Here is a 23,040-nt window from a genome sequence, read left to right as displayed (position 1 = left end):
TTACCCGGGCTACGATAACGCACAAACCTTGTAGCCCCGGTAAGCGCAGCGCCACCGGGGAATGTTCACACTTACGCTTCCGTCTCGTTCACCCAGATGCGCATCTCGCCTTCGCCGCGGTTGGCCCAGCTAAACCACGGAATAAAGGTTAATACTTGCGGCTGACGGGAGGACGGCGCGCGGTCATAGTGCCATAGGGCCTGGTTTTCGGCATCTTCCGCCGTTTGCTTATAGCCCGGCGCCTGGAGAAGTATCTTGCGGGCAAAAATCCCTTTGCCTTCGACAGTGCTAAACCGGGCATCGCGCGGCAGCTGCAGGTTATGCAATTGCTCGCCGTTATCCGCCTGCTCCAGGCAATAAACCAGCGGACCGCGCTGGACGGCGACCTGGCCTGCTTGGTGGCGCACCAGCGGGTTACCGTAAATGCGGCGCACCGGCATCGGCAGGGTTAACTGTAGCGTGTCGCCCTCCTGCCAGAGATGGCTGATGTGCAGATACCCTTTGCGCACGTCCTGCGTAACCGGCGCGCCGTTGAGCGTGACCTGCGGCTTATCGCACCAGTCCGGCAGACGCAGCGCCAGGGTATGATTAACCGGTGAAGATGAATCGATGACTATCTTCACCTGTTCCTGCCACGGATAGTTGCCGCTGATGCGCAGGCGTAGCGCCTCATTGCCCACCGGGATCTCCACGCTGTTGCCGATATACAGGTTGATGTACAGGGCGTCGTCGTGCGGCGTGTAGATATAGTGCCCCAGCGAGGTGAGCACCCGTGCGATATTCGGCGGACAGCAGGCGCAGCCGAACCAGCGCTGACGGACGGGCTTAACGTGATCGTAAATATGGTTGAATTTTAAGGATTTTGGATGCACTTCCAGCGGATTGACGTAGAAGAAGTGCTTGCCGTCGAGCGCCATTCCACCCAGCACGGTGTTATACAGCGCGCGCTCCATCACGTCGGCATATTGGCTGTCGGCTTCCATCTCCAGCATCCGGCGGGCAAACATCATCAGGCCAATGGAAGCACAGCTTTCGGCATAGACCGTGTCGTTTGGCAGGTCATAGTCGCTGCTGAAGGCCTCCCCGCTGCTCTGCGAACCGATTCCGCCGGTGATATACAGCTGACGCCGGGCCATATTTTTCCACAGGCGCAGGCAATCCCGGCGCTTGCCCTCGTCCTGACTTAAACGGGCGAGGTGGGCAACGCCGGTCATCAGATAGACGAAACGCACCGCGTGGCCGATGGCGACCGGTTGTTCGGAAATCAGCTGATGCGCCTGGCTGTAGGGTTTATCCATCACCATCCACGCCGGACCGTAGGTGTTCCAGTAGGAGGTTTTGCCGCGCTTCTCATATTCGATATCGTAAAAATGCGGCTGCGTTCCGCGCGCCTCAACGAAGTACTTCACCAGCGCGATATAGCGCGGCTCCTGAGTGACGTCATACAGGCGCATTAACGCCAGCTCGATTTCCGGATGGCCAGGGTAGCCGTGCAGCTGGTTATCTCCGGGGCCAAACACGCTATCGATGTGGTCGGCGAGGCGGCAGACGACATCCAGCAGACGACGTTTGCCTGTGGCCTGGAAGAAGGCGACACCCGCTTCAATCATGTGCCCGGCGCAGTACAGTTCGTGGCATTCGGCGAGGTTGGTCCAGCGCTCCTCTGGCGCTTTGACCGTGAAATATGTATTCAGATAGCCATCTTCACACTGGGCGGCCGCGACCAGTTCAATCACCTCATCGGCGGTTTTTTCCAGCCCGGGGTCCGGCTTCTGACACAGCGACCAGGCCACCGCCTCCAGCCATTTCGCCACGTCGCTGTCCTGAAAGACCATGCCGTAGAATTCACCCTCCTGTCGCCCGGCGGCGATGCGGAAGTTCTCTATCGCATGGCTCGGGTCCGCCTCCTCGATACGGTCGTTAAGCGCATCCCACTGATAAGGGATCACCACATCGCGCACCAGCTGCTGGTACTGGCCGAGGAACGGGTCGTTGATTTTCAGTTTGTGCAGATCGACTTCCATAACAGACATGGCGGACTCCTTAAGGCTGAACATGACGCGTACGCAGATCGCTGGCGATGCGCGCCATCATCGGATTGTTGAGCTTGCAGGCGCGAATGGAAAGGGCCAGCAGCAGATGGAACAGGGCGGGCAGCAGGGTCTCCATGGAGGCGATACCCGCCAGTGATGATGCCGTTTGGTTTTCCACGCCCGGCTGATAGGCCACGTAGATAAACACGAGGCTGATAATGCCGGCGCTGGAGGCCCACGCCAGCTTGATAAAGAACAGGTTAAAGGCGAAGTTCATCCCGGAAGAACGCACGCCGGTTTTCCATTCGCCGTAGTCGTCGGAGAAGGCCATCAGCGAAAAGTGCAGCGGCAGGGTAAAGCCGAGAATAATGCCGTTGCCGAGGATGACGACCAGCCACAGGGTCTGGTACGCCTGCCCGGTTGGCAAAAACCACATCGCCACGGCCAGCGCGGCCAGCACCAGGTTGGTGTAGTAGTAAAGTTTGACGGTATCAAAGCGGCGCGAGAGCAGGTTGATGATGACGGAGCCCGCAATCGAGGCGAAGGTTACCATGGTGAAGAATAGCGAGGTGTAGCCGGTGGAGCCGCCCAGCACGTAGGTGATGAAGTACATGTAGCCGCCGCCGCGGATATTGAAGACGTTGATGAGCAGAAATGACATCACCAGCATCAGCAGCAGCTGGTCGTTTTTACGCAGCCCGGCGATGTGCTCGCGCAGGGTAAATTTCCCCATGACATCCAGCGAGACGCGTTCGCGAACCCAGAAGAAGCAGCACAGGAACATCGCCACCGCGATGGCGCAGAGTACGCCGACGCCGTACTGATACCCCTGTGCGGTATCGCCCTGGCCGAGCGATTTTACCATCCACGGCAGCCCAACGGAGACTAAGAATCCCGCCACGCCGCACAGGACAAAACGCCATGCCTGGCACGAGATAACCTCGCTATGACGCGTGGTCATCGTGTTGATCAGCGCGCAGTAGGGGACGTTTATCGCGGTGTAGCTCACCGACAGCAGCAGATAGGTGCCGAACGCCCAGGCGATTTTTACCCCCATGCTGGCGTCGGGCACGGTAAACGTCAGGACGCCGATAACGCCGATCGGCACGGCAATCCACAGCTGCCAGGGACGAAAGCGTCCCCAGCGGCTCTGGGTACGGTCGGCCAGCACGCCCATAATCGGGTCGGAAACGGCGTCGAAAACGCGCAGGGCCAGAAACAGGGTCCCGACCAGCGCGGGCGTCAGGCCGAAGACATCGGTATAGAAAAAAGTTAAAAAGTTCATGATCAGGCAGGTAATCACCGTCCCGCCCGCGTCGCCCAATCCGTAGCCTATTTTTTCCCGAAGGGATAATTTGTCGTCCTGGGCACGCTGTGCCAAATCAGTTGTGGTAATCGGAGCCGAAGTCATAAATAACTCCCGGAGATGATGTGCGAATAATATCCCGCTGAAGTGCGGGCTTTAATTGTGTTATTTGCAAATTACGTTATTTATTCTGCACTAAATGTTGAGGGCAACAAGGGAAGGAAAAAGTATAAAAAGAGGACGATTCCGACCTGATGGTAAAAATGTGATTTCGATCCAGCGGGCGGCTGTTTTATCGTGAATAATCAAAGATAACAGGGGTTATTGGTGCTATTAAAAGCGGAATATTGAATGTCTATGCTTGAATTGTCCATGTCACTTCCGATTAAGGTGCAAAATGGTGGATTGTTTATTTCCCGAGGCATCGGCAGCCATCCGGCTCGTCAGCTTCACTCCTGGGAAATAATCTTTGTGGAAAAAGGAACATTAACGATCCGCGAAAACAACGAGATTTTTAGCGTCAATGCCGGGGAAAGTTTATTGCTCTGGCCGCGGCGTTTACACGTCGGAATCGGGCAATTTCCGGCAGATTTAAAATTCTACTGGCTGCATTTTGAAGTGACCTCAGGTGAAAACGTTTCGCAGCCTGAGGCGCTGCTGTCGATTCCGCAGCACACGCGCGTCAGCGAGCCGCAGTATATTATTTCGTTGTTCCGCCAATTCTTACGCGAGCAGGAAAATATTCATCGTAGCGTGGCGCTGGAGCTGATCCTGCTGCTGATTCTGCAGCAAGTTTCGGCGGCAGCGGGCGAACAGCCCGCCGACAGCCCCGGCAACGCGCTGGCGTGGAGAGCGCAGCAAATCATTCGTACCCGGTTTCATTTGCCCCTTTCCGCATCCACGCTGGCGCAGGAGCTGCACTGCAACGCCGATTATCTGGGGCGGATTTATCGCCATGTTTTCCGGCTGACCTTAACCGAAGCGCTGCACCGTCAGCGGGTGAGGGCGGCGGAAAAGCTGCTTATCAGCGATTCCCTGTCGCTCACCGAGGTGGCGATGAAATGCGGATTTAACGATGTCGGCTATTTTCGCAAGATTTTCCGTAAGCATACCAGCCTGACGCCCGCGGCGTGGAAGCGTCGTTACTGCAAGGAACATATTAATTCGGCGTAGGGTTGATGGGTTTTTCCCGCCGGGGTCGAGCAGCGCGGACAGATGCGCAGCATCGCCGCCGGGAAAATTCTGCAACATCCTGCACGCTTCCCCCGGGGGCGGCGCAAAGCGCCTTGCCCGGGCTACGGGACCGCAGACCGCCGGGGATGCGTAGCCCGGAAAGATGCGCAGCATCGCCTCCGGGAAAATTCTGCAACATCCTGCACGTTTCCCCCGGGGGCGGCGCAAAGCGCCTTGCCCGGGCTACGGGACCGCAGACCGCCGGGGACGCGTAGCCCGGACAGATGCGCAGCATCGCCTCCGGGAAAATTCTGCAACATCCTGCACGCTTCCCCCGGGGGCGGCGCAAAGCGCCTGCCCGGGCTACGGGACCGCAGACCGCCGGGGACGCGTAGCCCGGATAAGGCGTTAGCCGCCATCCGGGAGTCCCGCGGTGTTAGTTTTGCCCGTAATAGGCATTCGCGCCGTGTTTACGCAGATAGTGTTTATCGAGCAGTTCAGACTGCATATCCGGCAGCTGTGGCGCCAGCTGGCGCGAGAACAGGCCCATATAGGCGCACTCTTCAAGTACCACGGCGTTATGTACGGCGTCGGCCGCATCTTTACCCCAGGCAAACGGGCCGTGCGAATGGACTAATACCGCCGGGATTTGCGCCGGATCCAGACCGCGCTGTTCAAAGGTTTTGATAATCACTTCGCCGGTCTGATACTCATACTCCCCGTTAATCTCCTCAACGGTCATCGGCCGGGTGCAGGGGATGGCGCCATAAAAATAGTCGGCGTGGGTGGTGCCCCAGGCGGGGAGATCGAGACCGGCCTGCGACCAGATCGTCGCATGGCGGGAGTGGGTATGCACGATCCCGCCGATCTGCGGATAGCGACGATAAAGCGCCAGATGCGTTGGCGTATCCGAAGAGGGTTTTTTAGCGCCTTCAACGATCTTACCGCTGGCGATCTCTACGACCACCATATCGTCGGCGGTCATCACCTCATATTCGACGCCGGAGGGCTTAATGACCATCAGACGGCGCATTTCATCCACCGCGCTGACGTTGCCCCAGGTAAAGGTGACCAGCCGGTGCGCCGGGAGCGCCAGGTTTGCCGCCAGCACCTCGGCTTTCAGTTGCTCTAACATGTGAAACCTCCTTCCTGCATCCGTGATTCAATCCAGCGCCGGGCCTGGATAATCTCCAGCACCGGTTCGCTGGCCTTCTCCGTCCACATCTCAATCAGAAACGAACCGCGGTAGTTCAGCTCATGCAGCGTCTTAAAGATGCCGACAAAATCAACGCATCCTTCACCGAACGGCACGTCGCGGAACTGGCCCGGGCTATCGTCGGTCACGGGCAGCGTGTCCTTCAGGTGGATGGCGGCGATACGATCGATACCCAGTTTCAGCTCGGCGGTGACGTCGTTCCCCCAGGCGCTGAGGTTGCCGACGTCCGGATAGACGGTAAACCACGGTGACGAAAGCCTCTCGTCCCACTTTTTCCATTTGCTGATGGAGTTCATAAAGGCGGTGTCCATGATCTCCACCGCCAGCATCACCTGCGCGGCGGCGGCCTGTTCTACCGCCCAGGCCAGCCCTTCGGCAAAACGCTGCCGGGTGCCTTCATCGTGCTCTTCGTAATAGACGTCGTAACCCGCCAGCTGAATAGTACGAATCCCCAGATCGCGCGCCAGGCGGATGGCTTTAGTCATAATCTCCCGCGCCCGCTCGCGTACCGCCTCGTCGCGGCTGCCAAAGGGGAAACGGCGATGGGCGGACAGGCACATTGAGGGAATAGCGACGCCGGTTTCCAGCATCGCGCTCACCAGCGATGCCCGCTGGGCCGATGTCCACTCCAGGCGCGAAAGGCGTTCGTCGGTCTCGTCCACCGACATTTCGACAAAATCAAAACCGCAGCTTTTGGCCAGCACCAGCCGTTCAGGCCAGCTGAGATCCTTCGCCAGCGCTTTTTCATAAATACCTAACGGGTGGTTACGCATGCTGTTCTCCCCAGATAGCGTCGATTTGCGCGTGGAATTCGGCGGCAACCCGTGCCGGATGGGCAGCGCCTGCCAGCGCGCGCCCGGCAATAAACGCTTTGACGTTGATATCCTTGAACAGCGGCAGATCGGCCGGGGTAATCCCGCCGGTGATCGATAGCTCAAGGCCAATGTCGGAGAGCGCTTTCATGCGCGCCAGATCCGCCTCCCCCCACTGCTGCCCGCTGGCCTGGGCATCGCGTCCGCGATGGTAAATCGCCTGATGGACGCCGGTACGGTACCAGGCGCGGGCGTCATCCAGCGTCCAGTTGCCGAACAGCTCCATCTGAATTTCACCGCCGCAGGCCTGGGCCACGGCGTGGCCTTTCTCGACCGTGGCGAGCGGCGCGGCGCAGATGATGGTCATCCAGTTGGCGCCAGCGCCAAAGGCCTGCTGCGCCAGGGTTTCACCGGCGTCGGCGACTTTCCAGTCGGCGACGATGATCTTCTGCGGACACTGGGTGCGCAGGGCTGTAACTGCGTTAAGCCCCTCGGTCAAACAGAGGATGGTCCCCGCCTCCACGATATCAACGTGATCCTGTAGCAGGGCGACATCGCGCTGCGCAGCCTGAAGGCTGGTGTGGTCCAGCGCCAGCTGCAGTAATGGTCGGCTCATAATGCGTGCTCCTTAATACGGGCGTGATAGCCCTGTAGTGCCTCAATCAAATCCTGGTAGTGGCGGTATTTGCGCTGATAGCGCGCGTGGGCGGTCATATCGGGCAGCAGCGTGCGTACCGGGTGCTGCCGGGCGCGCCGGGCTTCGCTAAAGCTGCGGTATACGTCGGTGCCGACGCGCGCCGCGAGGGCAGCGCCAAAGCAGCCGGTCTCTTCCACCTGCGGCAGTTCAACGCGTAAGCCGCTGACGTCCGCCAGCATTTGCATCCAGACGTCGGAGTGCGCCGGGCCGCCGGTGACGCGCAGGGCCTGAACGCTTGTAAAGCGTTCGCGCATACGGTTGAGATGGGTCATATGGCTGAATACCACGCCTTCATAAACCGCCTGCAGCAGGTGCGCGCGGGTATGCAGCGCCTGCATGCCGTAAAAGCCGCAGGTCATCTCCAGCCCGGCGTTGCTGCCGTAGAGAAACGGCAGAAAAAACAGCTCGCTCCCGGCTTTCGGCAAACTGGCTACGGCCTGATTGATCTCATCAAACGAGAGATCGCCCCACTGGGCGGTAAACCACTCGAGGTTGCCGGATGAGGTCGGGCTGGCTTCGTGAACGATATACTGGCCGTCATTGACGTAGCGGCCATAGACGTAAGGGTGGGCCTCATGTTCGCGCAGACCGTGAGCGATACCGCTGGTGACGGCCCAGGTCCCCATCACCGCATTGAGGGTCGACTCATCCTCAATCCCGGCGCAAAGGGCGGTGGAGACCACGTCAAACAGGCCGCCAACGACGGGAGTACCCGCCGCCAGACCGGTTAAAGCGGCTGCCTGAGCGGTGATCTCCCCGCATATTTCGGCTGACCCTACAACGGGGGGCAGCGCGCTATCCACTTCGCCGATCCCCAGCCATTGGGTCAGACACGGGTCGTACTGGCCCGTGGACATGTTGTAGAGGTTGGACTCGGAGATGTTGCTCTCCTCGCAGCCTTTCACGCCGGTTAAGCACCAGCGCAGATAGTCATGCCCCATCATCACGCAGCCAATTTGCGCGTAGCGCTGGGGGTCATTCTCTTTGACCCAGCGCAGCAGAGAAGCCGGATGCCCGGTCCATAGCGTCTGGCGGGTAACGGGATAGAGCCGTTCGGGAATACGGTCCCGCTGCCAGCGCTGAACGATATTCAGCGCCCGACGATCGGAGGAGAGGATGGCGTTACCCAGCGGCCGATCCTGCTTATCGAGGAGGAAGAGGCCCTTACCCTGAGCGGAGATGCCCACGCCTTTAATCTGTTCACCGGATACCCCTGCCCGTTGTAATAGTCCGGCAATGGTTGCCGCGCAGTGTTGCCAGAGCTGATGCATGTCGCGTTCGGCGTAACCCGGCAGGGGCGACATCGTCTGTAGCGCTTGCCGCACAATGCCATGTTCATGACCTTCGGCATCATATAAACCGGCTTTCAGATACGTGCCGCCACAATCAATACCCAGCCAGAAGGCCTGTTTCTTGCTCATCTTTCGCATCTCATTCTTGCCGGGAGGACCCGGCATATTTCGCAGACCCGGCAGGCGCAGCGCCGCCGGGCTCGATTTTACGCAGTGCGTTTATGTGGGTTTATCGTCTTTACCGGCGCAGCACCGGCATCGCATTTCGCCGGCAGCAGTAGCGCCATCAGCGCGGCCAGCGCCAGGGAGATCGCCAGGCAATAAACGCCGGCGTCTTTGCTGTACAGCGTGATCAGAACCCCGACCGCATAAGGGCCACAAAATCCGCCGAGGTTGCCAAGCGCGTTGATAACCCCGCGCGCGCCGCCCGCCATTTCAGCGCTGAACAGACGTGCCGGGATGGTCCAGAACACGCCAGCCGCCGATTGCAGGAAGAATCCGCAGCCGACCAGCGCGGCATAGGAGAGCCATATTTGATTTTTCAGCGCCACCGACAGGAACATGCACAGAGCGAAGCCAATCAGCGGCAGGCAGACGAACAGCTTGCGTTTACCGGTTCGGTCTGAAAGAGAAGAGAACAGGAACATCCCGGCAATGGCGCCGACGTACGGCAGAATGGCGAGCATCCCGACCTGCCCCATGCTGCTGTGGGTTAATTCTTTCAGAATGGTGGGCAGCCACAGGGTGTAGCCGTAAATGCCGGTCTGGTAGAAGAAGTTCAGGGCGATAAGCTGCCACATGGTTTTGTCGGAGAGAACGGCGCTCAGAGAGGCGTTTTTCACCTCGGTGCCGGCAATGGCCCGTTGCTCTGCGGCCAGCGTCTCGACCAGATAGTTCTGCTCTGCTTTAGAGATCCAGCGCGCTTCCTGCGGCCGGTCATAGATGGTGTAGGTCCACAGAACCAAAACAACCAGCGAGAGCAAACCTTCGATAATAAACAGCCAGCGCCAGTCGAGAACCGTGATAATCCAGCCTGAGAGCGGGGCGGTGATAATCCCGGCAATCGGCACGAACATAATGACAATCGCGTTGGCGCGACCGCGTTCCGCATCAGGGAACCAGTTACTGATCATGGTGAGAACGACCGGCAGCATGCCGCCTTCCGCCACGCCTAGTAAGAAGCGCAGGGCCAGAAGCTGGTACTGATTGGTAATTAACCCCGTCAGCACGGAGATAACCGCCCAGGCGACCAGCGACCAGCCGATAAATTTCTTACCGCTGCCGTGAACGGCAATTTTCCCGCCGGGAACCTGTAAAAATAGATAACCGATAAAGAAAATACCGCCCGCCAGCCCCGCCATGGTGGCGGAAATACCTAAGTCGGCATCCATGCCGCCGGGCATGGCAAAGGCAATATTGACCCGGTCCATATAAGAAATAATACAGGTGATCAGTATTGGGGGAATAATTCTTAACCAGCGCTGGCGCGGTATATCTTTGGGTGTAGAGTTAGAGGTTATATTCATCTTTATAGTCTCGTAATATTAAAAAATATTCTGGCGATGAAGGTGGCTATTATTATTGTGCTTGTTTTAGCGCTGAGATGCCGTCGCGTAATATCGCGATGCGATGGTCAACGTTTGCGCTGGCAGTGATTTCCAGTAATTTGATACCTGAGAATTGCAGGGGATCGTCTCCTGCGCAGGCAAATAATTCACGAGCGTGGTCGGTGGTCATCAGGCTCTGCGGGCAGAAAGGCGCGAACGGCGCGTGTAAATCCTGCCATTCGCCGTACTCGCCGGTTTGCGTCGTGCCGGAAAACATCAGCGCGCCGAGCTTCCCTGCCCGTTTTGCCTGCTGCGTATGGGTGAGCGGTAGAACGGTATTCCGCCCTTCAATGGCAGAGCGCGCCCAGTTGATACAGATGCTGATGTCGTAGTCGGCAATGGCTTCCAGCACGTTTTCTAACGGCAAAAATCCTTTGCGCGGCGCGGTGCCGGTCATCGCGTCGCAGTGCTCCAGCACCAGCTCGCAGGACCAGTCCCAGCGGGTAATCTCTTTTAATGAACGGGCAAAGGCATCGGTAGCCTGATCCACGTTGGCATTGCCCGCCAGCGGGGCGGCGTGAAGCTCAAGGGCAATGACCTTTCCGGCGGTCTTACCATTGATTTTAGCGATCTTCTGCTGCAGGTGACGATAGTACTCCACGCAGGCTTTGCGCTGCTCTTCGTCGCTGGATGCCAGCCCAAAGCCGCCGTTTTCACCGCGGCGGCGCATGGTTTCCATGATGGCGGTAACGACAATCTGCCAGTGTCCCGGGGTATGGCGCAATAACCACTCGTCGCCGAGCGGATGAAGATGTTCAAGGCAGGGTTGCTCCAGCCCGCGAATATCCGGGGTGTCGGAGAGCTGCCGCCAGAATTCCGTCTCTTCCTCTTCACTCTTTTGGTGAAATGAGGGTGCACAGGGGTACGCACCGATAATGTAACCGGTATTATTCGAATTCATTTTGTGCTCCTTATTATAAAACTGAGATAGCGACCTTAACGACTATTTTGCGGATCGGGGTGGCTACAGTTTTATTACATCCAGGACGATGTACATCTTGCGGGAAAAATATCGCATAGTTGCCTGGCGTCATTTCAAAGAACGATTCATGTTGGCTGTCGTGATAGAAAATAATATCGCGCTGTTCTAACAACGATTCGCTGATTTGATTATTGCCGGTATCAATGGCGATACCGATTTTTTCTTCACCCCACGCCAGAAACTGGATATCCAGATAGCGACGGTGAACCTCCGGACGATTGTCAGCGGCATCGCGGGTGGTTAAGTCAATAACCTGCGCGAAGATGTTCTTGCCGTCGATTTCCACGACGCCGGGTTCCAGCGCGTGAAAATCCGTCGTGCGCAGGAAATCAAGCGCCTGTTCAATGGCCGCGGGCAGACGACACGGATTCGGTTGAGCAATATGGCCAAAAATCATGGGTGAGCTCCTTACAGCGCCTGAATTTTGGCCCATACGCTGTCATCGACGGTAATACCGTTGCGGCGGTTTTCATCCAGCAGTCGGGTAAATTCATGGCCGGGCAGGCGGACCGCCACATTTTCATCGGCGCGTTCGGCGGTGGTGATGAAATCCATAATTCGCTGCAGTTTGGCGTCGCGGGTTGCGCCATCGATCAGCTTATCCACTTCTATGGCGATGAAGATCTGCGAAACGCCATATTCATCGCTGTTTTCCTGAGTCACTTCGGCAACGGAAGAGCCGTTGGAAAGCAGGGTGGCAATCATATCCAGCACGATCGACAGGCCGGAACCTTTCCAGTAGCCCATCGGCAAAATACGGCGGTTTTTCTCGATAACCCCCGGTTCTTTGGTCAAATGACCTTCATCGTCGAATCCGCCGTCCACGGGCAGCTCGCGGCCGGCAAGGCGGTTAACTTCCAGCATGCCGTAGGAGAACATCGACATCGACATATCCACCATGGTGATCGGCGTCGACGGAATGGCGACGATCAGCGGATTGGTGCCGATACGGCACTCCTTAGCGCCCCACGGCGGCATAACGGCGATAGAGTTGGTCCAGCAGATGCCGATGTAGCCTTTTTCCGCCGCCTGCCAGCCATAGCTGCCGCCGCGCATCCAGTGGTTGGCGTTACGTAACGCCACCAGGCCGATACCGTGATCGGAAGCCAGTTCGATGACCCGGTCCATCATCTTTTTCGCCGTCAGGTTGCCGATGGAGCGCTGGGCATCCCACTGCTCGATGGCGCCGAGGCTGGTCACCCGCTGCGGTTTAGCCTCGGGGATGATGTCGCCGTTGTCCAGCTGCTGGATGAAGCGAGGAAAGCGGTTCACGCCGTGAGAATAGACGCCGGATTCGGTGGTGCGGGCAAACATTTCTGCGCAGGCATCGGCGGTTTCTGCGGCGATACCCCGCGCCAGCAGTACTCGATTGAATGCCTCTTTTAACTGCTCAAACGTTACTTTCATTCCTGTTTCCCTGGTCATAGTTGATCGCTTTTTTATCTCTAAATTTCACTATGCGAAATCTGATTTCAAATATAGCGATCAATTTTTATCAGATCAACGGGCAGAGTTATTTTTAAAAATCATAAAAATCATAAAGTTGTGTTTTTTCGGTTCAGATCGTGAACTGAAACACACTTTGCGCTACCATCTGAACGCGACAAAAACGGGGAGCGGAAACGATGGGCACAAAAGAGAGCGATGTAACGCAAGACAAAGAGAGGCCTGCCGGAAGCCAGAGCCTTTTTCGTGGGTTGATGCTGATTGAGATCCTGAGTAATTACCCAAACGGATGCCCGCTGGCGCATCTGTCGGAACTGGCGGGCCTGAACAAAAGCACCGTTCATCGCTTATTGCAGGGGCTGCAATCCTGCGGCTACGTGACGCCAGCCCCGGCGGCGGGGAGCTATCGTCTGACGACAAAGTTTATCGCCGTTGGCCAAAAGGCTTTGTCGTCGCTCAACATCATCCACGTCGCGGCGCCGCATCTTGAGGCGCTCAACCTGGCCACCGGCGAGACGGTGAACTTCTCCAGCCGTGAAGATGACCACGCTATCCTGATTTATAAGCTGGAGCCGACCACCGGCATGCTGCGTACGCGCGCCTATATTGGCCAGCATATGCCGCTGTACTGCTCGGCAATGGGCAAGATTTATATGGCGTTTGGCCATCCTGACTACGTTGAGAGCTACTGGAATTCACACCAGGATATTATTCAGCCGCTGACCCGGAATACCATTACCGGCTTACCTGCGATGCATGATGAGCTGGCGCAGATCCGCGAGCGTAATATGGCGATGGACAGGGAAGAGAACGAGTTGGGCGTGTCCTGCCTGGCGGTCCCGGTTTTCGATATTCATGGACGCGTGCCTTATGCCATTTCTATCTCCTTATCAACATCGCGCCTCAAGCAGGTAGGAGAGAAGAATTTACTCAAGCCGCTGCGCGATACGGCAGAGGCGATTTCCCGCGAACTGGGCTTTTCCGTGCGGGAAGGGTAAGGCAGATGACCAAATTGTCCCGGGCATCTGAGAGAAAACGCCGCTGACTCCATTCAGGATCAAGGCGCGGAAGCGGTTTTTTCTGGCACTCTGCGTTTTTATCCCCAGTGGAGCAAGGATGAACCGGTTTATTATCGCGGATGCGCAAAAGTGCATCGGCTGCCGTACCTGTGAAGTCGCCTGCGTGGTATCCCATCAGCGGGACCAGGACTGTTCTGGCGTTTCCGCCATGCGCTTTGCGCCGCGGATCCGCGTGGTGAAAAATGACGAACTCTCGACGGCGACGCTTTGCCGCCAGTGTGAAGATGCGCCCTGCGCCAACGTCTGCCCCGAGGGCGCTATCCGCCGGGAAAATTCGGTCTGGCGCGTGGATCAGCGCCGCTGCATCGGCTGCAAAAGCTGCATGGTGGCGTGCCCCTATGGCGCGATGACGGTGATGCGGGTGGAGGAGGGCGTACAGGCGCTGAAGTGCGATTTGTGCAGCCATCGGGAAGAAGGCCCGGCCTGCGTGGCGGCATGCCCGACGCAGGCGCTGCGCTGCATGGAACCGATGGAACTGGAGAGAATAGCCGCTGAACGTCGCCAGCGGATGGCGCTGGCGATGTAGCGATGATGCCTTCTTACGGCGTGTTCCCGGAGGCGGCGCTGGCGCGCCTTGTCCGGGCTGTCTGTCCGCAGAACGCTGGAAGCCTGTAGCCCGGCTGAGCGCAGCGCGAGCCGGGAATATATCTGGATTATTCAGGATCCTGGCGCTCGTTTACGCGCCCTGTTCACCCCATGCGCGTTCAACTTCTTCGGCGAGAATCTTCACGCCTGCTTCAATCTTCTCCGGGTCCGGTACATAGTTCATGCGCATGCACTGGTGCGTGTGCGGCCATGGCTTATCCAGGCCAGGGAAGAAATAGTCGCCCGGCACCATCAGGACGCCGCGCTTTTTCAGGCGCTGGTACAGCAGCTCGGTAGAAATCGGCAGATCCTTAAACCATAGCCAGAGAAAAATCGCGCCTTCCGGTTTATGAATCAGGCAGCGATCTTCCGGCAAATAGCGGCGAATAATGGCAATAGTCTCCTGAACGCGCTGGTAGTAGAACGGCTTAATCACCGTTTCCGACAGGCGCAGAAGATCGTTGCGTTTAATCATCTCGCACATCATGGCCGGCCCCATTCCGCCGGGGGCGAGGCTGATAATGCCGTTCATATTGCTGATGGCGGTGATGATTTTTTCGTTAGCGATGATAATCCCGCAGCGGCTACCCGGCAGACCCAGCTTGGAGAGGCTCATGCACAGCACGATATTCGGATTCCACAGCGGCCTGGCGTCGCTGAAAATAATTCCCGGGAACGGAACGCCGTAGGCGTTATCAATCACCAACGGGATGCCGTGCTGGTTGGCCAGCGCATCCAGCTTGATCAGCTCATCGTCGGTGATCACGTTGCCCGTTGGGTTGGTGGGGCGGGAAACGCAGATCATTCCCGTCTCGTCCGTGACCTGCAAATGTTCGAAATCCACGTGGTATTTAAACTGGCCTTCCGGCAGTAGTTCAATGTTCGGGCGGGTGGCGACAAACAGATCTTCTTCGAGGCCGGCATCGGCGTAGCCGATGTACTCGGGCGTCAACGGAAACAGCACTTTACGGGTGGTTCCATCCGCGCGACGGCCTGCGAAGAGGTTAAACAAGTAGAAAAACGCGCTCTGACTGCCGTTTGTCAGTGCAATATTCTGTGGTTCGATCTCCCAACCCAGTTCATCACGCAGCATCTGCGCCAGCAGGGCCAGCAGCTCGCTTTTACCCTGCGGACCGTCATAATTACAAAGCGCATCAAGGGCTTTGCCGCTGTTCAGCATGTCGGCCAGCAGGCTATGGAAGTAATCATTCATTTCCGGAATCTGCGCGGGATTGCCGCCGCCCAGCATGATGGCGCCCGGGGTACGCAGGCCGTCATTGAGGTCTTCCATCAAGCGGGTGATGCCCGAATGACGGGTAAATTTGTCGCCAAAAAGTGAAAATGTCATCGCGATTAGTCTGTCGGTATTCCAGGAAAGTGGGTAACCATAACGCCAGCGCAGACAGGGTGCAAATCGAGGTATCAGTGAGATATTTTGTTTTTATGCTGCTAAAGGAAGATATTTTGGATTTTTGTTCTGAAGCAGCTCCCCCGAGTGTCAGGGGAGCCTTGGGTCAGAAGGCTACTGCTGACCTGCCCATACCACCATCACTTTGTCATCGCCGGTCTCGCGAATAAAGCCGTAGCCTTTCGCCATCGATAGGGTGGTTTGTTTACCCATGCCAATCGCCGGATGACGGGCGCGGAACTGGCCCAGTTTCTCCCAGTGGGTCACGCTGCGCGCGGCTTTGCCGCTGACGTCCTGCCAGTTCATATCTGAACGCGTCCCCTGAAGCGGATCGGAGCCGGTCGGACCGAACGGTCGTGAGGATTCATCGCCGTAGAAGATCTGCACTGCGCCAGGCGCGAGCAGCAGCAGTTCCGCCGCCGTGCTGCCGCCTTCGCGGAACAGGCTGGTATCGTGCGAGGAGAGATAGCTTAACACATTGAAATCCTGAAGCTTCTCTGCCATATGTTGCCAGGTCAGGTCGATATTCGCCAGGCAGCTTGTCGCTTTCGCCGCCTGATCCTGATAATCAAAATTCAGCATTGCGTCAAAACCGTGGCGATAGTAGTCGCTCTGCATCACGCCGTGGCCCCAGGCCTCGCCGGTCATCCAGAACGGCGCGTTATCCAGCGCTTTATCCGGATTGGCTTTTTTCCATTCCGCCAGCGCTTCAGTGGCCTGGGTTTTTAACTGTAGCCAGGCGGCCTGCTCGACGTGCTTGGCGGTATCGACGCGGAAGCCGTCGATGCCGTAGTCGCGCACCCATTGGCTCAGCCAGTGGGTCAGATAATCGCGCGGCGTATAGCCGGGGATCGCTTTGGCCGCGGTATCCGGCTTATGGCGATAGAAGTTTGGCAGGCCGGATGGCGCCGTGGATTCGGTTTTCAGATCCGGCAGGAAGGCCAGCGACATCGTCAGGTCATCAAATCCGGGGTTGTCGTAATCGCCAATATCGGTGCGGATCCACTTTTTACCCCACCATTTTTCCCAACCGGCTTTGTCGCTGAAGTTAATGTAGTCGTTAAAACTGTGCCAGCTTTGTCCCGCGCGGGGCTTCCAGTCGGTCCAGCGTTCTCCGAGGGTCTTTTTCAGCTCATCGCCCTGGATGTACAGCGAGCCAAACTGAAACTCCTGCATATCGGCCAGGGTCGCGTAGCCGGTATGGTTCATCACCACGTCGAACAGAATGCGGATCCCGCGCTTGTGGGCCTCATCGACGAGGCGGCGCAGATCGTCTTCCGTTCCCATATTGGCATCCAGCTTCGTCCAGTCCTGGGTGTAATAGCCGTGATAGGCGTAGTGCGGGAAATCGCCTTTCGTACCGCCGCCGACCCAGCCGTGGATTTGTTCCAGCGGCGAACTGATCCAGAGCGCGTTAACGCCGAGCTGCTGGATGTAATCCAGTTTGCTGGTCAGGCCCTGCAGGTCGCCGCCGTGGAAGGTGCCAATTTCCTGCATGCCGTCTTTGTGGCGGCCATAGCTATTGTCGTTGGCCGGGTTGCCGTTGACAAAGCGATCGGTCAGCACGAAATAGACGGTGGCGTTATGCCAGTTGAACGGCGCGGCGGCTTCCGTTTCCGCGCGTTCAAGCAGCAGCAGACCATTGCTGTTAAACGCCGGCTGGAGGGTAACTTTACCGCCGCTGACGGTCGCGATATTACCGCTGTAGAAATCGCGAACTTTACTGCCTTCGGCGAAGGATTTGCTGACGTCAATGGTAAGCGGCTTGCCATCCCATTTCGGACACTGCTTCATCTGCGGCGCGGCGGCGGCGGTCTGTTTCTCCTCCAGAGAGACCATCATGGTTGGCGTACCTGAACGGGTATCGACTTCCAGGGTATAGCGGCCATCGCGGAATACGCGCCACTGCGGCGCCGGATCGCGGCAAGGTTCCATAGACAGCATCTGGTTGAGCTTGATCGCACCGGCAGGCTGCCAGCACTGTTGGTCAAAATTAATCCGCAGAGGGCGCGTACCCTTTGCTACCTCGTTTTGACTGATAAATCTGCCGGTGCCTTCTTCGGTAAAGGCGGGGAAATCTGCGGTAGTCCAGGCGGCGAAGGCCATCCCAGGCAACAGCAGCGACGCAAGCGCAGCGAGTTTCATTCCGGAGTCCTGTGTGCGGTTTTTTGTTCAGTTTGCGCGTCTGGCTGTCTAATGAACTCATCCCACCGGCGCTTTTCCAGGGAGGATGAAAAAGGGTGAGTGATCGCGTTCAAAAAACAAGCAAAAAATGCGAGGGTTGTCGCATTTTTGTACTGTTGTCATGGGGCGGAAACCGATTTCAGATGACAGCTTTTCGGAATTGGACTATTTCTGTGGGTGCGTCATCTGGGTATTTTTGATACTATTCGCGATTCAACTATCGATTTTTTGTGAAAAACAAGGCGTTGGAATGATTGCATCCGACCAGGAGACCTAATGATATCGACTCCCATTCGACGATATGGGGCCGCGATACTCATGTTACTTACCTGCATATTTTCAGGTAGTGTGCTGGCAACAACACACACAGCAACAACGAGTCATAAAGCCCCAATAGTTAAGAAGAAAAACACCGTTAAAGTAAGCAAGGTAAGCAGTAAACAAGAGTATTCTCGCAATAGTGTAAAGAGCAGTTCACTTCCTGATTTGCGAAAATACCCTTCCGGGACACCAAGGAAAAAAGCGTTTCTCCGGACGGTAATGCCTTACATTACGAAACAGAATCAGGTGATTACCGCCGATCGTAACTGGCTTGTTTCCAAGCAGTACGATGCGCGCTGGTCGCCGAGCGAGCGTACGCGGCTGAAAGAGATCGCCTCTCGCTATAAAGTGAAGTGGTCCGGCAATACTCGCCATATTCCATGGAACTCGCTGCTTGAGCGCGTCGACATTATCCCGAATAGCATGGTCGCTACCATGGCAGCGGCGGAAAGCGGCTGGGGAACGTCAAAGCTGGCGCGGGTGAACAACAATTTATTTGGTATGAAGTGTGGCGGTGGAAACTGCCGCGGTGCGGTGAAGGGCTACTCCCAGTTTGATTCGGTGGAAGAGTCCGTTCAGGCCTATGTCCGAAATCTGAATACGCATCCGGCCTACTCGTCGTTCCGTAAATCGCGTGCGCAGCTGCGTAAAGCCGATCAGGAAGTGACCGCCAGCACGATGATTCATAAGCTGAAGGGCTATTCGACCAAAGGGTCGAGCTATAACAACTATCTCTTCGCGATGTATCAGGATAACCAGCGGTTGATAGCCGCGCACATGTAATTGCTCTTACATGTCATCATTGATGCCCGGTGCGTAAGCCCGGGCATTTTTCTTTGCGCGCTACATCATGACTTCGCTGTGCCGGTCGCGGTACTCCTTCGGCGTCACGTCGTACTCTTTCTTAAACACCGAATAGAAATACTGCAGCGATGGATAGCCGCACATCTGGGAGATTTCGTTAATCGATAGGGTGGTTGATACCAGCAGACTGCGCGCTTTTTCCAGCTTCTCGCTGTGGATCACCGTATGAATGGTTTCGCCGACTTCCTCTTTGAAGCGCTTTTCCAGATTCGAGCGGGAAATCCCCACGGCGTCCAGCACCTGCTCAACTTTAATTCCTTTACAGGCGTGGTTACGGATATAGTGCATCGCCTGAATGACCGAAGGATCAGTGAGCGAACGGTAGTCGGTGGAGCGGCGTTCTACAACGCGCATCGGCGGGATAAGCTGACGCTGAAGCGGCAGCTCTTCATTCTCCAGCAGGCGATGCAGCAGCTTTGCCGCCTGGTAGCCCATCTGACGGGTGCCCTGCGCAACGGAGGAGAGCGCCACGCGCGACAGGTAGCGGGTAAGCTCTTCGTTATCTATGCCGATAACGCACAGCTTTTCCGGGACGGGGATATGCAGCCGCTCGCAGGCCTGTAATACGTGGCGCGCGCGGGCGTCGGTAACGGCGATGATGCCGGTTTGCGGCGGTAGGGTTTGCAGCCAGTCGGCGAGGCGGTTTTGCGCGTGCTGCCAGTTTTCCGGCGCCGTCTCGAGCCCCTGATAGACCACGCCGCGATATTTCTCTCTGGCGACCAGCTGGCAAAACGCGTGTTCGCGCTCGGCGGCCCAGCCTTTACAGCTGGAAGCGGGCAGGCCGTAAAAGGCAAAGCGGTTAATGCCTTTTTCCTTCAGATGCAGGAAGGCGCTCTCAACCAGCGCGGCGTTGTCGGTGGCGATATAGTGAACCGGCGGATAGCACTCCGGGCGGTGGAAGGAGCCGCCGACGCCGACAATCGGAACATTCACGTCGATCAGCAGGTTTTCAATTTCCGGGTCGTCGTAATCGGCAATAACGCCGTCGCCTAACCACTCTTTGATGTTTTCAATTCGTGCCCGAAAATCTTCCTCAATGAAGATATCCCATTCCAGTTGCGATGCTTGTAAATATTCGCCGACGCCCTCAACGACCTGGCGATCGTAGGCTTTGTTGGCATTGAATAACAGCGTAATACGGTGACGCTTTTCAAACATAGTGTTGTTCCTGGTCTCTCTTGCAGGCCATACAATACCGGCCAATGCCCGGATTTTTTCAAGCTACTTGTGCCTAAGTTTGGCGGTAGCGCAAATAATTCGGGCATTTTTTTTCACAGCCCTCAGCTTCGGCGTTTCGTGGCGGAATCCATCCATACAGCGAGCAATAAAATGACCCCTTTAACGATGTACTGCCAGAAGGTGGCGACGTCCATCATGCTCATGCCGTTGTCCAGCGCGGACATGATAAAAGCGCCCATGACCGCGCCCGCGACGCTGCCGACGCCGCCGGCGAGGCTGGTACCGCCGATTACGCAGGCGGCGATGGCGTCCAGTTCGGCGATGTTGCCGGCGGAAGGGGAACCGGCGCCAAGACGCGAGCTGAGAATCACCCCGGCAATCGCCACCATCAGGCCATTAATGGCGAACACCGCCAGCTTGGTGCGTTCCACGCTAATGCCGGATAGACGCGCGGCCTCCAGGTTGCCGCCGATGGCGTAGATGCGGCGCCCAAACGCGGTACGGGTGGCCATAAACATGCCCGCCAGCAGCAGCGCGGCGAGAATCAGTACCGGCGTCGGGACGCCGCGATAGTCGTTTAACAGCCAGATGGCGCCCAGTACAATAACGGCGGTAATCGTCTGGCGGCCAACGGCTGAAGCGGAGGCGGGCGTGGAGAGGCCGAGAGCCTGACGTCGCATACGGCCGCGCCACTGCCAGATGATAAAGGCCGCCATGCCCGCCACGCCGATACCAAAGCCAATGCCATCAGGCAGATAGCTCTGGCCGATTTGCGACATCGCCGGGCTGGTGGGAGAGACGGTGGTCCCGTTGGTAATGCCTATCAAAATACCGCGAAATGCCAGCATGCCGGCGAGCGTCACGATAAACGAGGGGACTTTACGATAGGCAACCCACCAACCGTTCCAGGCCCCCAGCAGCAGGCCAAGCGCCAGGGTGACCACAATGGTCAGCGGTAGCGGCCAGCCCAGCCAGACATCAAATATTGCCGCTGCGCCGCCGAGCAGCCCCATCATTGAGCCGACGGAGAGATCGATCTCGGCGGAAATAATCACAAACACCATGCCGACCGCGAGAATGCCGGTAATGGCGGTCTGGCGCAGCAGGTTGGAGATATTACGCGCGCTCAGATAAGCGCCTTCGGTGGTCCAGGTGAAAAACAGCATAATGGCCACGATAGCGGCGATCATCACGAATACCTGGAGGTTCATCCCCTTCAGCCCCGATAACGCGCCAGCGGCAGGCGGGGTGAGTTTCATTTCAGACGACGTGTTCTTCGACATGGCGTTCGCTCCTCAGTGCGGCTTCCATCACCTGTTCCTGGGTCAGGCCCTGGTTGATCAAATTAGCCTTCAATTTACCTTCATGCATCACCAGCACCCGGTCGCTTAGCCCCAGCACTTCGGGTAGTTCGGATGAAATGACAATGACGGCGATCCCCTGCTGCACCAGCTGATTAATCAGCTTGTAGATTTCGTACTTGGCGCCGATGTCGATGCCGCGGGTGGGCTCATCGAGTATCAGAATGCGCGGGTTCAGCAGCAGGCAGCGGGCGAGGATCGCCTTTTGCTGATTGCCGCCGCTCAGGCGACCGATCGCCAGCTCCGGCGATGAGGTTTTGATCTTCAAACGCTGGATGGATTGCTGAATACAGTGCTGCTCTCCGGCATCGTCAAGGCTGCTCAGCGGACCGGTAAACTGGTTTAACGCGGCGAGGGTGATGTTTTTACCCACTGCCATGACCGGCACAATACCGTCTTTCTTTCTGTCTTCCGGTACCATGGCGATGCCCTGCGCAATAGCCTGCTGGCAGCTGTGAATCGTCACCTGCTGGCCATCAATAAAGATTTTTCCCTGCCAGCGGCCCGGCCAGACGCCGAACAGGCACTGGACCGCTTCGGTACGGCCCGCGCCGACCAGCCCGGCGATCCCCAGTATTTCACCGCGCCGCAGCGAAAAGGAGACGTCATTGACCCGCTTAATATGGCGATTCACCGGGTGCCAGGCCGTCAGGTTTTCCACCCGCAGGATTTCCTCGCCGCAGCTGTGGGCTTCGCTTGGATAGAGGGCGGTAAGCTCGCGGCCGACCATCATGGTGATAATGTCATCTTCGTTCATGCCGTCAGCGTTACGGGTACCGATATGCTGCCCATCGCGGATCACGCAGATGGTGTCGGAGATGGCTTTGACTTCATTGAGCTTGTGGGAAATGTAAATACAGGCAATACCGTGATTTTGCAGATCGCGAATAATATTCAGCAGAATTGCCGTCTCCTGCTCCGTTAACGAGGCGGTGGGTTCGTCGAGAATTAACAACCGTACCTGTTTATTCAGCGCTTTTGCTATTTCGACCAGCTGCTGCTGGCCAAGGCCCAAATCGCCGACGCGGGTATCGGGTGATATGGCTAAATTGACCTGGGCCAGCAGCTTTTCGCAGCGTAAGGTCATGGTTTCGTAATCCAGCAGACCGTGGCGGGAGATCTCCGCGCCGAGAAAAATATTCTCCAGAACGGTCAGATGTTTTACCAGCGCCAGCTCCTGATGAATGATGGCAATCCCTTTGCGCTCGGTATCGCGTATATGGCCCGGCCGCAACGTTTCCCCGGAAAAAATAATCTCTCCCTCATAGCTACCGTGCGGATATATTCCGCAAAGGACCTTCATGAGCGTGGATTTACCGGAGCCGTTTTCGCCGCACAGCGAGACCACTTCTCCGGCGTTAAGCCGCAGACTGACATTATCAATCGCCTTCACCGTACCGAAGGTTTTAGTAATGTTTTTCATTTCGAGTAACCAGGACATAGAGACTCCACGTAAGCGATATCCGGCTGGATGGGGCAACGCCCCCGGGAGAGG

At 57.1% G+C, this 23,040-nt stretch carries 19 protein-coding genes; 4 read left to right on the top strand and 15 right to left on the bottom strand.

The window, feature by feature from the left end:
• Window positions 1-71 precede the first annotated feature (71 nt).
• Together CDA56_RS00255 and CDA56_RS00250 are read right to left on the bottom strand one after the other, a co-directional pair.
• Window positions 72-2,033 (bottom strand): glycoside hydrolase family 127 protein, encoded by a 1,962-nt coding sequence (locus CDA56_RS00255; protein WP_103814475.1) that lies wholly within the window; start codon window positions 2,031-2,033, stop codon window positions 72-74.
• 10 nt (window positions 2,034-2,043) lie between these two features.
• Window positions 2,044-3,444: an MFS transporter gene (locus CDA56_RS00250; RefSeq protein WP_103814477.1), complete on the bottom strand. Its 1,401-nt coding sequence runs from the start codon at window positions 3,442-3,444 to the stop codon at window positions 2,044-2,046.
• A 252-nt stretch (window positions 3,445-3,696) separates the two neighbouring features.
• Between CDA56_RS00250 and CDA56_RS00245 the strand changes: the two genes are divergently transcribed.
• Window positions 3,697-4,512: a helix-turn-helix domain-containing protein gene (locus CDA56_RS00245; RefSeq protein WP_103814484.1), complete on the top strand. Its 816-nt coding sequence runs from the start codon at window positions 3,697-3,699 to the stop codon at window positions 4,510-4,512.
• A 436-nt stretch (window positions 4,513-4,948) separates the two neighbouring features.
• Here the strand turns inward: CDA56_RS00245 and araD are convergent, their stop codons facing one another.
• The 8 genes from araD to yiaK all read right to left on the bottom strand — a co-directional run bounded on the left by araD (window position 4,949) and on the right by yiaK (window position 12,525).
• Window positions 4,949-5,647 carry an L-ribulose-5-phosphate 4-epimerase gene (gene araD / locus CDA56_RS00240; RefSeq protein WP_103814479.1) on the bottom strand — a complete coding sequence of 233 codons (699 nt, stop codon included), beginning with the start codon at window positions 5,645-5,647 and terminating at the stop codon, window positions 4,949-4,951.
• Window positions 5,641-6,501, bottom strand: coding sequence for an L-ribulose-5-phosphate 3-epimerase (locus CDA56_RS00235; protein WP_009653713.1), 861 nt, complete (start codon window positions 6,499-6,501; stop codon window positions 5,641-5,643). Before CDA56_RS00235 ends, araD begins: the two co-directional genes overlap by 7 nt.
• Window positions 6,494-7,156, bottom strand: coding sequence for a 3-keto-L-gulonate-6-phosphate decarboxylase UlaD (gene ulaD, locus CDA56_RS00230; RefSeq protein ID WP_049082792.1), 663 nt, complete (start codon window positions 7,154-7,156; stop codon window positions 6,494-6,496). Before ulaD ends, CDA56_RS00235 begins: the two co-directional genes overlap by 8 nt.
• Complete coding sequence (locus tag CDA56_RS00225; RefSeq protein ID WP_032751676.1) at window positions 7,153-8,658, bottom strand: FGGY-family carbohydrate kinase; 1,506 nt, start codon at window positions 8,656-8,658, stop codon at window positions 7,153-7,155. Before CDA56_RS00225 ends, ulaD begins: the two co-directional genes overlap by 4 nt.
• Window positions 8,659-8,735: 77 nt before the next feature.
• Window positions 8,736-10,055 (bottom strand): MFS transporter, encoded by a 1,320-nt coding sequence (locus tag CDA56_RS00220; protein ID WP_014839769.1) that lies wholly within the window; start codon window positions 10,053-10,055, stop codon window positions 8,736-8,738.
• Window positions 10,056-10,107: 52 nt separating this feature from the next.
• Entirely contained in the window at window positions 10,108-11,037 is a 930-nt protein-coding gene (locus CDA56_RS00215) for a DUF4862 family protein (protein ID WP_064357650.1), read from the bottom strand.
• Window positions 11,038-11,050: 13 nt separating this feature from the next.
• Window positions 11,051-11,515 carry a YhcH/YjgK/YiaL family protein gene (locus CDA56_RS00210; protein ID WP_049069631.1) on the bottom strand — a complete coding sequence of 155 codons (465 nt, stop codon included), beginning with the start codon at window positions 11,513-11,515 and terminating at the stop codon, window positions 11,051-11,053.
• Between the two features lie 11 nt (window positions 11,516-11,526).
• The gene (yiaK, locus tag CDA56_RS00205) at window positions 11,527-12,525 is read right to left on the bottom strand and encodes a 3-dehydro-L-gulonate 2-dehydrogenase (protein ID WP_103814481.1); all 999 of its coding nucleotides are present in this window, start codon (window positions 12,523-12,525) and stop codon (window positions 11,527-11,529) included.
• Between the two features lie 218 nt (window positions 12,526-12,743).
• Between yiaK and yiaJ the strand changes: the two genes are divergently transcribed.
• Entirely contained in the window at window positions 12,744-13,562 is an 819-nt protein-coding gene (yiaJ, locus tag CDA56_RS00200; RefSeq protein WP_014839765.1) for an IclR family transcriptional regulator YiaJ, read from the top strand.
• A 118-nt stretch (window positions 13,563-13,680) separates the two neighbouring features.
• Window positions 13,681-14,169, top strand: a complete 489-nt coding sequence (locus tag CDA56_RS00195) for a 4Fe-4S dicluster domain-containing protein (protein WP_014227212.1) — start codon at window positions 13,681-13,683, stop codon at window positions 14,167-14,169.
• Window positions 14,170-14,319: 150 nt separating this feature from the next.
• On the opposite strand, the gene avtA is transcribed toward CDA56_RS00195, so the two are convergent.
• Complete coding sequence (gene avtA, locus CDA56_RS00190; RefSeq protein ID WP_025106780.1) at window positions 14,320-15,576, bottom strand: valine--pyruvate transaminase; 1,257 nt, start codon at window positions 15,574-15,576, stop codon at window positions 14,320-14,322.
• 174 nt (window positions 15,577-15,750) lie between these two features.
• Complete coding sequence (locus CDA56_RS00185) at window positions 15,751-17,781, bottom strand: alpha-amylase (protein WP_064374925.1); 2,031 nt, start codon at window positions 17,779-17,781, stop codon at window positions 15,751-15,753.
• Window positions 17,782-18,096: 315 nt separating this feature from the next.
• Between CDA56_RS00185 and CDA56_RS00175 the strand changes: the two genes are divergently transcribed.
• The gene (locus CDA56_RS00175) at window positions 18,097-18,924 is read left to right on the top strand and encodes a protein bax (protein WP_071998083.1); all 828 of its coding nucleotides are present in this window, start codon (window positions 18,097-18,099) and stop codon (window positions 18,922-18,924) included.
• 60 nt (window positions 18,925-18,984) lie between these two features.
• On the opposite strand, the gene xylR is transcribed toward CDA56_RS00175, so the two are convergent.
• From xylR to CDA56_RS00160, 3 genes are all read right to left on the bottom strand, one after another.
• A complete protein-coding gene (gene xylR, locus CDA56_RS00170; RefSeq protein ID WP_004126484.1) occupies window positions 18,985-20,163 on the bottom strand; it encodes a D-xylose utilization transcriptional activator XylR in 1,179 nt (392 codons plus the stop codon).
• 122 nt (window positions 20,164-20,285) lie between these two features.
• Window positions 20,286-21,467: a xylose ABC transporter permease XylH gene (gene xylH, locus CDA56_RS00165; protein ID WP_104011285.1), complete on the bottom strand. Its 1,182-nt coding sequence runs from the start codon at window positions 21,465-21,467 to the stop codon at window positions 20,286-20,288.
• Entirely contained in the window at window positions 21,445-22,986 is a 1,542-nt protein-coding gene (locus CDA56_RS00160; protein ID WP_004855381.1) for a xylose ABC transporter ATP-binding protein, read from the bottom strand. The genes xylH and CDA56_RS00160 overlap by 23 nt, the downstream gene beginning before the upstream one ends.
• Window positions 22,987-23,040: the final 54 nt, after the last annotated feature.

Origin of the sequence: Klebsiella michiganensis, from assembly GCF_002925905.1 — a bacterium.
Taxonomy (GTDB): Bacteria; Pseudomonadota; Gammaproteobacteria; order Enterobacterales; family Enterobacteriaceae; genus Klebsiella; species Klebsiella michiganensis.
This window is presented reverse-complemented; position numbering and strand designations above follow the sequence as displayed.